Genomic DNA, 11,666 nt, shown 5'->3' on the forward strand with positions numbered 1-11,666 from the left:
TCACGATGGTTGAAGTAGTTGGTGTAAGATTCAAGCAGGCAGGAAAGATATACTATTTTGACCCAGATGATTACCAAATAACGGATTCTGACTATGTCATCGTTGAAACCGTACGAGGCATTGAGTTCGGAAAAGTGGTAATCGCTCAAAAACAAGTAGAAGAAGAGGATATTGTCCTGCCACTCAAAAAAGTCATTCGTAAAGCGGATGAAAAAGATAAATTAACGGTTTCTGAGAATAAGCAAAATGCCCAGGAAGCATTTGATGTTTGTGCCAAGAAAATTTCTGAGCACAAACTAGATATGAAGCTAGTAGATGTTGAATACACATTTGACCGCAATAAAGTAATCTTTTACTTTACAGCTGATGGTCGTGTAGACTTCCGAAATCTTGTTAAAGATTTAGCTTCCGTGTTCAAAACACGTATTGAATTGCGCCAAATTGGCGTTCGTGACGAGGCGAAAATGTTAGGTGGAATCGGTCCATGTGGCCGTATGCTGTGTTGTTCAACCTTCTTAGGCGACTTTGAGCCTGTATCCATAAAAATGGCGAAAGATCAGAACTTATCCTTAAATCCAGCCAAAATTTCAGGTTTATGTGGACGCTTAATGTGCTGTCTGAAATATGAGAATGATGATTATGAAACAGCAAAACGTGACTTACCTGACATGGGTGAGGATGTTAAAACACCACAAGGAACTGGAAAAGTGGTTGGTTTAAACATTTTAGAACGCGTTATTCAAATTGAAATTCCAGATAAAGACCGCGTATTAGAATATACATTAGACGAACTCATTGAGGAAGGTGCATTACCGACTCAGGCCACAGAATAATGAGGTGGATGAAGACGTGAATAAAAAACAAGTACATGAACAAGTCACACATATGGAAGAACAAATTGGACAACTCTATCAACAGCTAGGTGATTTAAAAAAACATTTAGGTGAGTTGTTAGAGGAGAATCAGCATTTATCGGTTGAGAACCACCATTTAAGACAACGTCTCGAAAACGGGCAAGAGCAACAAAAAGGTACGTCCGAACAATCAGAAGCAAAGGGAACATTAGTAGGGGAAGGGTATGATAACTTGGCTCGGTTATACGAGGAAGGTTTTCATATTTGTAACCTCCATTTTGGGAGTCCCAGGGATGAAGATTGCTTGTTTTGCCTCTCGTTTCTAAATAAAAAGAAATGATCGTAACGTCAGCCTTTCCTTATTTTATAGGGAAGGCTTTATTTATAGGTTTGTATTGAGGTGACAAATAGTAGTGGTTAAACTATATGATGATGAACGAATTGATTATTTGTTAGCAGAGGAAGATATGCAAGTCATTCAAAGTTCAAATGTATTTGCCTTCTCGCTCGATGCAGTTTTGCTAGCAAAATTTGCATACCTCCCGATTAAGAGAGGAAAAATATTAGATCTCTGCACAGGAAATGGGGTTATTCCTTTATTTTTATCTCGTCGCTCGAATGCTCATATAACTGGGGTTGAAATTCAAGAACGATTATATGATATGGCAAAACGGAATGTGGAGCTAAATAATCTTAGTGAACAGGTCTCTATGATTCATGGCGATTTAAAGGATATGCCCTCTTATTATGGCAATAACAAATTTGATGTTGTAACCTGTAATCCTCCTTACTTTCAGACACCAGCTGACGATAAAAAAAATATAAATGAACATTTAGCTATTGCTCGTCATGAAATCTATTGTTCCTTGGAGGATGTCGTTCAATCCTGCAGTAAGCTTGCGAAGTCAGGTGGGAAAGTCGCAATCGTACATCGCCCGGAGCGCCTGGTCGATTTAATGACACTTTTTCGAAAGTATCGCCTTGAACCGAAGCGTATCCAATTCGTTTACCCTAAAGAAGGACGAGATGCGAATATGCTATTAATTGAAGGAGCTCGTGATGGTAAGCCTGACCTGAACATCCTTCCTCCATTTTATATTCATAAACAGAACGGAGAATATTCTGATGAAATGAAGGAGGTTCTGTATGGAAGCTAATCATATGGTGTACATCCTTAAATGTAAAGATGGATCTCTTTACACAGGCTACACGAATGACTTTAATCGAAGACTTCGCATGCATGAGCAAGGTAAAGGGGCAAAATATACAAGAGGAAGAGGTCCTTTTGAAGTAGTCTATAAACAAGCTTTCTTAACGAAGGAAGAGGCGATGCAAGAAGAATATCGTATTAAAAAACTTAACCGTCCCTATAAAGAGCAGATGATTTCCTCATATCAAGAAAAGGTGGATTCGAAATGAATATCCAAAAAAGCTATCAAAACCAAAATCAAGATATAGGGGAGCTCTATATAGTGCCTACACCCATAGGGAATTTAGAAGATATAACGTATAGAGCATTAAAAACGTTAGAAAATGCGGATATGATTGCCGCTGAAGATACCCGCCAAACGAAGAAGTTGATGAGTCATTTTGAACTTCATACTCCATTAGTCAGTTATCATGAGCACAACAAATTAGGAAAGGAAAGTTATTTAATCGAGGAGATCCAATCTGGTAAAACGCTAGCGGTTGTAAGTGATGCAGGAATGCCGGGTGTTTCAGATCCAGGGTTCGAACTTGTTAATCGTGCAATCCAAGAAGGAATACATGTGATTGTTCTCCCAGGTGCGAATGCAGCACTTTGTGCATTAGTTGGCTCAGGATTAAACACAGACCGTTTTTATTTTCACGGGTTTTTACCTCGTAAGAAGAAAGAACGAAAAGAAGAGTTAGAAGGGTTATATCGCATGACCTCGACGATAATTTTTTATGAATCTCCCCATCGTCTCAAGGAAGTTGTAAAGAGCATTCACGAAGTAATGGGAAATAGACAGATGGCAATAGCTCGTGAGCTTACGAAGAAATATGAAGAATATGTGCGTGGTAGCGCAGATGAGATTGTGGAATGGGTACAACAAAATGAGATCCGTGGAGAGTTCTGTATAATTGTTGAAGGTAGTGAAGAAAGTGAACCACAAGATGAGGAATTGTGGTGGACAGCTTTCTCATTAATTGAGCATGTCGAACATTATATAGATGAAGGAAAATCCTCTAAAGATGCGATCAAACAAGTAGCGAGAGATAGAAAAAAGCCTAAAAGAGAAGTGTATCAAGCATATCACACTTGATCATGACAAAAATAAAACCCTCGCTATTTAGCGAGGGTTTTGTCGTCTCTTTTATCTCTTTTTATTTTTCTACTTTGTTTAGGCTGTTTTGGATCTCGTTCATTAGCTCTTTAGCACCTTCTGGGCTAAGAACTAGGTTGCCATTTGCAAGGCTCATGTTTTGATCGGATACTTCACCAGTAACATGGCAAGTCATGTTAGGCTTGTACTTCTTAAGAACGATTTGATCATCGTCTACATAGATTTCTAGAGCATCCTTTTCATTAATTCCTAGAGTACGGCGTAATTCGATTGGAATCACCACTCGTCCTAGTTCGTCAACCTTACGTACAATTCCTATAGATTTCATAAATTGTAACTCCTCTCACTCAAATATTTTTTCTCTTTATTCGTCATGATTCGACATTCTATACCTCATATAGTAGCAATCATTCCAGTGGCTGTCAATTCTTTTATTTCCCATTCTAAACAAAAAAATGACAGATTAATAGGAATAAGCCTATTAAATTAGGGATTTTCCTCCTAATTTAGGTATAGAATCACCTAACTTTTTCAAAGAATAGGAATCATCTCTTGTTAATACCATTCGACAAAATTCGACTTTTTTAGGGGTACCTTCACATTTTTGTCGACAAACTTCTTTTTAGTATAAGAATAGAAAGTGATTGAGCATCTTTAGTGACTAGTGATGGTATTTTGAGGTGACATAATGATTTTGCTGGCCCTTTTCTTGACACTATAAATCAGGTTTTTGTATAGTTTTTTGTTAGAGATGGAAATAATGCTTATAAATCGATAAAATAGAACTATGCTGCTTTTTGAATTTGTTGATTTTTTGTCGACAATTTTTCTATCAAAAAGATATAGACAGAATGGGTCGAATGCTCGAGACGACATTTGGCTTTTTCTTTTGATACATACTATAAGGAGGGATCCCCATGCCTGAAGAAAAAAATACGTTTTATATTACCACCCCCATTTATTATCCTAGTGGAAACCTACACATAGGGCATGCTTACACGACTGTCGCTGGTGACGCGATGGCTCGCTATAAACGCTTGCAAGGTTATGATGTCATGTACTTAACAGGTACAGATGAGCATGGCCAAAAAATTCAACGTAAAGCAGATGAAAAAGGTGTTACACCTCAAGCCTATGTCGATGAGATTGTCGATGGCATCCAACAACTTTGGAAAAAATTAGATATCTCTTATGATGATTTTATACGAACTACACAACCACGTCATGAGAAGATTGTCGAGCAGATTTTTTCTTATTTAGTCGAAAAAGGTGATATTTACTTGGATGAGTACGAAGGATGGTACTGTACTCCATGTGAATCCTTCTTTACTGAGCGACAGCTAGACAATGGACATTGCCCAGACTGCGGTGGCCCTGTTGAGAAAGTGAAAGAAGAATCCTATTTCTTTAAGATGAGTAAATATGTCGATCAACTTCTAGAGTTTTATGAAAATAATCCTTCCTTCATTCAACCAGAAAGTCGTAAGAATGAAATGATTAATAACTTCATTAAACCAGGTTTAGAAGATTTAGCTGTATCTCGTACAACATTTGATTGGGGAGTACAGGTTCCTGGTGATCCGAAGCACGTTATTTATGTTTGGATCGATGCATTAAGCAACTATATTACGGCATTAGGATACGGTACAGAAGATGACGAACGATACCAGAAATATTGGCCAGCTGATGTTCAGCTTGTAGGAAAAGAAATTGTTCGTTTCCACACGATCTATTGGCCAATTATGTTAATGGCGCTTGATTTGCCATTACCAAAGCAGGTTTTTGCCCATGGTTGGATCTTAATGAAAGACGGAAAAATGTCTAAGTCTAAAGGGAATGTTGTAGATCCTGTAGATCTAATTGAAACGTATGGACTTGATGCTCTTCGTTATTATCTTTTACGTGAAGTTCCATTTGGTTCTGACGGTGTCTTCACACCAGAAGGCTTTGTGGAGCGTACAAACTATGACCTGGCTAATGACCTGGGTAATCTTCTAAACCGTACAGTTGCTATGGTGACTAAGTACTTTGATGGTGAAATTCCTGCATTCCGTGCTAGCGAAGATCAGTACGATGAAAACCTAGAAACATTTGCTGTAGAAACACGTGAAAAGCTAGAAACGGCTATGGACAACATGGAATTCTCTGTTGCATTATCTACGCTTTGGCAGTTCGTAAGTCGTACAAACAAATATATTGATGAAACACAACCTTGGATTCTTGCAAAAGATGAAAATCAGAAAGAGCGTCTTGGTAATGTGATGGCTCACTTAGCTGAATCGTTACGTCATATCGGTATTATGTTGCAGCCGTTCTTAACACAAACACCTCAACGCATTTTTGAACAGCTTGGTATAAATGAAGATGAATTTACAAGCTGGGAGAGTATGAATACGGTGGGTCTTATTCCAGAAGGTACGAAGGTACAAAAAGGGCAGCCAATCTTCCCTCGTTTAGATGTGGACGCTGAAACTCAAGCAATTAAAAATATGATGAAGAAAAATGCACCTAAAGAAGCGGAAGAAGAGAAACCTGCTGAAGATCAATCAGAAGAGATCGCTATTGATGACTTTATGAAAGTGGATATGCGTGTTGCTGAAGTAGTCGAAGCTGACAAGCATCCAAAAGCGGATAAACTCTTACGTCTTCAATTGGACCTTGGTTCTGAAAAACGACAAGTGGTATCAGGCATTGCGCAGTACTATAAGCCAGAAGATCTTGTTGGAAAGAAAGTCATTTGTGTAACAAACCTTAAACCTGCCAAACTCCGTGGCGAGCTTTCTCAGGGAATGGTGTTAGCAGGTGAAGATGAAGAAGGCAACCTTGCCCTAGCCAACATTGATCAAAGCCTACCTAATGGTTCAAAAGTAAAATAATTTAACATTAAGAGGAGCTTCTTAAAGGAGCTTCTCTTTTTTGCATTTAGTGTTTATTCAGTTAAATGGCAGTTATGTTGAATTAGGAATTCAGTGAGAGAGAGGCGGTTCCGTTGCTATTGTGGAGTGCGGCGGGCTTGGGAACGGGTTGCTTTCCCCGGACGAACGATCGAGCCTCCTCATCCGCTACGCTTCTTGCGGGGTCTCGCTCGCCCGTTTTTCCGGAGTAGTCAACCAGTTCCCAAGCCCACCTTAGCCGAATGGTGATGAACGGAATCGCAGCGATATTGTGAAGGCGATGCTTACGGACATTCATTCCGTTATTTGCTTCAAATCACCTTGAAAAAGCCCATTTTGTCACAAATAAGGTACTATATGTCCTTAACGACTCTCGAAATGCCTTAAAAGATCAAAATAAAGGAACAGATGTCCGTAAGGTATAGAGCTCACACAACTAGGGTCCGTTATTCTCCATAAACGCAAAGGGGGGAAGGAAACAGCAAACTCCAGTGGTAGAAAGGGCAGATGAGACCCCACAGAGAACGGAGTGAACGAGGAGGTTCAAAGTAAACAATGAAGATCGACTAAGACCGCCACATCGTGTGGCAACGTCGACCTACCCCACGTCGTGTGGGGCAACAGGAGTATTGCCGTTTCACTGAACCCCTAGCTCTCGTAAAAAGCAAAGGACTGCTCTCAACTTATCTTGATTCTAAGTCTACCGTTAAAGAGGGAAAATAATTGAATAAGCGAGTGTTTATTCCTCTGATCAGGATCAATAATTACTAACATTCTACCTTTTCCCCATATTTTTTGGGTAGCCTATGGTTAAGTGTTACAATAAAACTAGAAGATATCGCAAAGGAGATCGTACTAATTATGCTTTTTGATACGCATGTTCACTTAAATGCAAGACAATTCGATGAAGATCGTGAAGAAGTAATCAAACACGCAAAGGAAGCAGGAGTCGATTACATGGTGGTCGTTGGATTTGATCGTGAGACGATACCATTGGCCATTGAAATTGCAGAAGCACATGACAATATATACGCTGCAGTTGGGTGGCACCCAGTAGATGCGATTGATATGGAAGAATCGGATTTACAGTGGATTGAAGAATTAAGTTCCCATCCTAAAGTTGTAGCAATAGGTGAAATGGGGCTGGATTACCATTGGGATAAATCACCTGTGGATGTGCAAAAAGATGTATTCCGTAAGCAAATCCGATTAGCGAAAAAAGTTCAAATGCCTATTATTATTCACAATCGTGAAGCCACACAAGATATCGTGGATGTACTAAAAGAGGAAAATGCAGAAGAAGTAGGCGGTATCATGCATTGCTACAGTGGTTCTGTTGAAATCGCTGAAGAATGTGTAAAGATGAACTTTTATATTTCACTTGGTGGTCCAGTTACGTTCAAAAATGCAAAAAAACCAAAAGAAGTAGCAGAAGCCATCTCGTTAGAGCATATGCTTGTAGAAACGGATTGTCCGTTTCTTGCACCTCACCCTAATCGAGGAACACGTAATGAACCAGCATATGTAAAATTAGTGGCAGAAAAAGTAGCTGAAATTAAAGGACTTTCGCTTGAGGAAATTGGACAAAAGACAACAGAAAATGCGTTTAAGTTGTTTAAGCTTGACCAGTAAATAAGCGATATACTAGAATGCGGAAAAATAATGCAATATATGGTCGGATTTTGTTATTATTTTTCCGTATTATATTTCTCTAGATTTGGTTATATTGGTAAAGGGAGTCAAGCCTTTCAATTGGACGTTTTTCCCAATGGTAACGTTTACTTGTTGACAGGCTGATTACGCAGTCGTTATAATACACTGCGTATGAAAAAGGAGGCAGAAGCATGAAAAGATTAGTTGTGTTGATCGCTAGTGCTATTGTATTTTTTGCCTTACTTGGAAGCTTAACGTATGAAGCTACTAAAGCTGAAGTAAAGGTTCAAACAGAAAAAGAGACAAAATCTGTTCGAACTCATGCAGACACAGTTGGGGAACTGTTAGAAAGTCTTAAAATTAATGTTCAAACTCACGATAAATTATCACACCAACTCGAAGATCCAATTACGACAGGAATGAAAATAGACTATCAATCTGCTAAACCAGTAACGGTAACGATTGATGGTCAAGATAAGCAGTACTACACTACAGCAGATACCGTTAAACAATTCATTGATGAAAAAGAGATAAAAATCAATGAACGTGACAAAGTGTCACACAAAGATAAGGCAAGTATCGAAGCAGGAATGAACATTGAAGTTCAAAAGGCCTTCCAAGTGGCGCTGAATGACGGTGGGGAAGAAAAGAAAGTATGGACAACAGCCAATACGGTTGGAGAATTCTTAAAACAACAAGAAATAAGCCTTGGAGAGCTTGATAAACTTAAACGAGACAAACAGGCTAAACTTTCTAAGGAACAAGCTTCTGTCACCATTACACGCATCGAGAAAGTTACCGATGTCGTGGAAGAACAAGTAGACTATGCTGTTGTAACGCGTAAAGACAGCTCCATGCCAAAGGGCAACAAAAAGGTTGTTCAAAACGGTGAAGAAGGAAAAGTTGTTAAACATTACGAAGTTACACTTAAGAACGGTGAAGAAGTAGACCGTAAGCTTGTAAAAGAAGAAACGGCAAAAGAAAGTAAACAGAAAATTGTAGCGGTAGGTACGAAAGTCATTCAACAAAATGTATCCCGTAATAATAACGATAGCGTTCAAAAGACGCTTTATATGGAAGCTACAGCATATACAGCTTTTTGTGATGGTTGTAGTGGGATTACGCGTACAGGTATAAACCTTCGTGCTAATCCAGATCGTAAGGTGATCGCTGTTGATCCAAATGTAATTCCATTAGGATCTCGCGTCTGGGTTGAAGGCTATGGTTATGCAATTGCTGGAGATACAGGTTCAGCGATTCAAGGGAATCGTATTGACTTGTTCGTTCCTTCCAGAAGTGATGCATTAAGTTTTGGTCGCAGAAGAGTTCAAGTTAAAGTATTAGGTAATTAAGCAGGGGATAATCCTCTGCTTTTTCTTTTGTATAAAAAACTTTTTCTTTGTAAATCTTTTTCCACTTATACAGGCGGTCTTAAACCTCAGATTTGAATGCAAAGATCGTTTTATTTTATGTCACGATCGTGGTATAACTAATCATAGATAACAGTTTTGGAGGACATAATTTGAAAATTAAAGAAATCATTGTCGTTGAAGGCAAAGATGATACACAGAATGTGAAACGATCGGTTGAAGCGGATACGCTAGAAACAAATGGATCAGCCGTGAATGAAGATACATTAGTTCGAATACGTCACGCCCAAGAAAAGCGAGGTGTGATCATTTTTACAGACCCAGATCACCCTGGGCAACGGATCCGTAATATCGTTTCCCAAGCGGTACCAGGATGCAAGCATGCCTTTTTGCCAAGGCATGAAGCCAAGGCGAAGCATGATAAAGGACTTGGGGTGGAGCATGCTTCACCAGAAGCTATTCGAGAAGCTTTATCCCATGTATATAGTATGTCAGAGATTGAGAACAGTGACATTACGCAAGAGGATCTTGTGGAGTATGGTCTTGTTGGAGGAGCAACAGCTAAGCTGCTTAGAGAACAATTAGGCGAAAGGCTGAAAATTGGCTATACAAACGGCAAACAGCTTTATAAACGATTAACCATGTTCCAAATTACGCGAGAAGAGTTTGTAGATGCCATGGAGGAAATTCTGAAAGAGGAAGGAAACATAAAATGAGTGATACAAAAGCAATTGCAACGCCAAAACGGACCAGAGAAATTTTAGAGAAGTACGGGTTCTCTTTTAAGAAAAGCTTAGGTCAGAACTTTTTAATTGATGTAAATACTTTATCCAATATTGTGGAGCATGCTGGTGTTACAGCCGATAGTGGAGCGATTGAGATTGGACCAGGAATTGGCGCGCTAACAGAACAACTAGCTCGTAAAGCGGATCAAGTTCTTGCTTTTGAAATTGATCAGCGACTCCTCCCAATCTTAGATGATACATTAAGCGACTATGATAATGTCCGTATTGTTCATCAAGATATTCTAAAGGCGAATGTCTCTGAAGTTATACAAGAGTATTTCCATGAAGGACAATCCGTTCATGTAGTCGCAAACTTACCTTATTACATTACGACGCCAATTATTATGAATTTACTGATGGCTCGACTACCAATTGAAAGTATTACCGTTATGATTCAAAAAGAGGTAGCTGAACGAATTGCTGCTAGCCCCAATAATAAAAGCTATGGCTCTTTATCGATAGCAATTCAATACTATACAGAAGCGAAGGTAGTCATGGATGTTCCAAAGACCGTGTTTATGCCTCAACCAAATGTAGGCTCATCTGTTTTACGATTAACTATGCGCGAACAACCGCCAGTTCAGGTAGAAAACGAGCCTTTCTTTTTTGATTTAGTACGAGCATCTTTTGGTCAAAGACGTAAGACGATTATGAATAACCTTTCTCGTCATTTTAAAGACCGTTTTGATAAGGATTCGATTCGTCAGTCACTTGATGAAGCGGAGATTGATGAAAAACGTAGAGGTGAGTCCTTATCAATGGAGGAATTCGCAACGTTAGCAAATGTGTTTTATACAAAGCTATAGGCACAAACTATATCTTCTCACATAGGCTATGAAAGAAGTGGTAACTGTGTGAGGAGGCAGGCTTTCATGGTAAACAAAGGTGATATCGTAACACGTTCCTCCTATAATCATGACCTTTTATTTCGGGTTCAAGCTATTCAGGGGTCACGTGTGATTTTATATGGTGAAGATATTCGATTAGAGGCCGATGCTCCAATTGAAGACTTAAAAGTTGTTCAAACAGAAGAGTTAAAGCGAAGAAAGCAAAAGGCCAAGGAGCAGGAGGAGTATTCTTATCGACTCTTCCGACAGGATTATCAACTAATGCGTCAAAAGCGTGATTACGAGGCTTCCTCTGGTTATAAGCATGAAGCCCCCTATTTTCAATTGCCATCACGTGTCTTACATTTAGATGGTGATCGATTATATTTAAAAAAATGCATTGATTTATATGAACAGCTCGGACTACAAGTTCATGGGGTGCACATGAATGAAAAAGAAATGCCTCATCAAATTGGTGAGCTAATTGATAAAGTAAGCCCTGACATTATTGTGATTACGGGACATGATTCCTTTTCAAAAAATAAAGGGGATAAAGGTGACTTGCGTGCTTATAGACATTCCAAGTATTTTGCAGAAACGGTGAGAGAGGCAAGACGCAAGGTGCCACACCTCGATCAAATGGTCATTTTTGCAGGTGCTTGCCAATCTCACTTTGAATCTCTAATACGTGCAGGTGCTAATTTCGCTAGTTCACCTTCTCGAATTAACATTCACGCATTAGATCCAGTTTATATTGTTGCTAAAATCGGATACACATCCTTTATGGAAAAAGTCAACGTATGGGATGTTATTCGGAATACCTTAACAGGTGAAAAAGGGCTTGGTGGTGTTGAAACTCGAGGTTTAATGCGAACAGGAATGCCTTATCAGTCAGAAGAATATCACGAACAACAACATCAGGATACTGAAGAAACTCGTCCTAAACTATTATAAGAGGGGCGAGTTTTTTTATG

Annotated in this window: 12 protein-coding genes; 11 read left to right on the forward strand and 1 reads right to left on the reverse strand. The window is 39.1% G+C overall.

Features of this window, described 5'->3' with window-relative positions; all coding sequences use genetic code 11:
- The first annotated feature begins 5 nt into the window (after positions 1-5).
- From GS400_RS00275 to rsmI, 5 genes are all read left to right on the forward strand, one after another.
- Positions 6-833, forward strand: a complete 828-nt coding sequence (locus GS400_RS00275; RefSeq protein ID WP_160104474.1) for a PSP1 domain-containing protein — start codon at positions 6-8, stop codon at positions 831-833.
- Positions 834-885: 52 nt separating this feature from the next.
- Positions 886-1,194, forward strand: a complete 309-nt coding sequence (gene yabA, locus GS400_RS00280; protein ID WP_370519786.1) for a DNA replication initiation control protein YabA — start codon at positions 886-888, stop codon at positions 1,192-1,194.
- Positions 1,195-1,267: 73 nt separating this feature from the next.
- On the forward strand, positions 1,268-2,011 hold the full coding sequence (locus GS400_RS00285; protein WP_160098129.1) for a tRNA1(Val) (adenine(37)-N6)-methyltransferase: 744 nt from the start codon (positions 1,268-1,270) through the stop codon (positions 2,009-2,011).
- Positions 2,001-2,273, forward strand: coding sequence for a GIY-YIG nuclease family protein (locus GS400_RS00290; RefSeq protein ID WP_160098131.1), 273 nt, complete (start codon positions 2,001-2,003; stop codon positions 2,271-2,273). Before GS400_RS00285 ends, GS400_RS00290 begins: the two co-directional genes overlap by 11 nt.
- Positions 2,270-3,142 (forward strand): 16S rRNA (cytidine(1402)-2'-O)-methyltransferase, encoded by an 873-nt coding sequence (gene rsmI / locus GS400_RS00295; protein WP_160098133.1) that lies wholly within the window; start codon positions 2,270-2,272, stop codon positions 3,140-3,142. The genes GS400_RS00290 and rsmI overlap by 4 nt, the downstream gene beginning before the upstream one ends.
- Positions 3,143-3,203: 61 nt before the next feature.
- On the opposite strand, the gene GS400_RS00300 is transcribed toward rsmI, so the two are convergent.
- Positions 3,204-3,491, reverse strand: a complete 288-nt coding sequence (locus GS400_RS00300; RefSeq protein WP_160098135.1) for a transition state genes transcriptional regulator AbrB — start codon at positions 3,489-3,491, stop codon at positions 3,204-3,206.
- A gap of 589 nt (positions 3,492-4,080) precedes the next feature.
- On the opposite strand from GS400_RS00300, the gene metG reads away from it, so the two are divergent.
- The 6 genes from metG (at position 4,081) to yabG (ending at position 11,646) form a co-directional block, all read left to right on the forward strand.
- A complete protein-coding gene (gene metG / locus GS400_RS00305) occupies positions 4,081-6,039 on the forward strand; it encodes a methionine--tRNA ligase (protein WP_160098137.1) in 1,959 nt (652 codons plus the stop codon).
- 879 nt (positions 6,040-6,918) lie between these two features.
- A complete protein-coding gene (locus GS400_RS00310; protein ID WP_160098139.1) occupies positions 6,919-7,689 on the forward strand; it encodes a TatD family hydrolase in 771 nt (256 codons plus the stop codon).
- Between the two features lie 212 nt (positions 7,690-7,901).
- On the forward strand, positions 7,902-9,062 hold the full coding sequence (locus GS400_RS00315) for a G5 and 3D domain-containing protein (RefSeq protein ID WP_160098141.1): 1,161 nt from the start codon (positions 7,902-7,904) through the stop codon (positions 9,060-9,062).
- A gap of 170 nt (positions 9,063-9,232) precedes the next feature.
- The gene (rnmV, locus tag GS400_RS00320; RefSeq protein ID WP_160098143.1) at positions 9,233-9,796 is read left to right on the forward strand and encodes a ribonuclease M5; all 564 of its coding nucleotides are present in this window, start codon (positions 9,233-9,235) and stop codon (positions 9,794-9,796) included.
- The gene (rsmA, locus tag GS400_RS00325) at positions 9,793-10,671 is read left to right on the forward strand and encodes a 16S rRNA (adenine(1518)-N(6)/adenine(1519)-N(6))-dimethyltransferase RsmA (protein WP_160098145.1); all 879 of its coding nucleotides are present in this window, start codon (positions 9,793-9,795) and stop codon (positions 10,669-10,671) included. The genes rnmV and rsmA overlap by 4 nt, the downstream gene beginning before the upstream one ends.
- Before the next feature lie 66 nt (positions 10,672-10,737).
- On the forward strand, positions 10,738-11,646 hold the full coding sequence (yabG, locus tag GS400_RS00330; protein ID WP_160098147.1) for a sporulation peptidase YabG: 909 nt from the start codon (positions 10,738-10,740) through the stop codon (positions 11,644-11,646).
- Positions 11,647-11,666 lie beyond the last annotated feature (20 nt).

Source organism: Pontibacillus sp. HMF3514 (genome assembly GCF_009858175.1).
GTDB lineage: Bacteria > Bacillota > Bacilli > Bacillales > BH030062 > Pontibacillus.

Coding starts and splice junctions, on each gene's coding strand:
- GS400_RS00275 (WP_160104474.1), top strand. CDS start 6: ATGGTTGAAGTAGTTGGTGTAAGATTCAAGCAGGCAGGAAAGATATAC.
- yabA (WP_370519786.1), top strand. CDS start 886: ATGGAAGAACAAATTGGACAACTCTATCAACAGCTAGGTGATTTAAAA.
- GS400_RS00290 (WP_160098131.1), top strand. CDS start 2,001: ATGGAAGCTAATCATATGGTGTACATCCTTAAATGTAAAGATGGATCT.
- rsmI (WP_160098133.1), top strand. CDS start 2,270: ATGAATATCCAAAAAAGCTATCAAAACCAAAATCAAGATATAGGGGAG.
- GS400_RS00300 (WP_160098135.1), bottom strand. CDS start 3,491: ATGAAATCTATAGGAATTGTACGTAAGGTTGACGAACTAGGACGAGTG.
- metG (WP_160098137.1), top strand. CDS start 4,081: ATGCCTGAAGAAAAAAATACGTTTTATATTACCACCCCCATTTATTAT.
- GS400_RS00310 (WP_160098139.1), top strand. CDS start 6,919: ATGCTTTTTGATACGCATGTTCACTTAAATGCAAGACAATTCGATGAA.
- GS400_RS00315 (WP_160098141.1), top strand. CDS start 7,902: ATGAAAAGATTAGTTGTGTTGATCGCTAGTGCTATTGTATTTTTTGCC.
- rsmA (WP_160098145.1), top strand. CDS start 9,793: ATGAGTGATACAAAAGCAATTGCAACGCCAAAACGGACCAGAGAAATT.
- yabG (WP_160098147.1), top strand. CDS start 10,738: ATGGTAAACAAAGGTGATATCGTAACACGTTCCTCCTATAATCATGAC.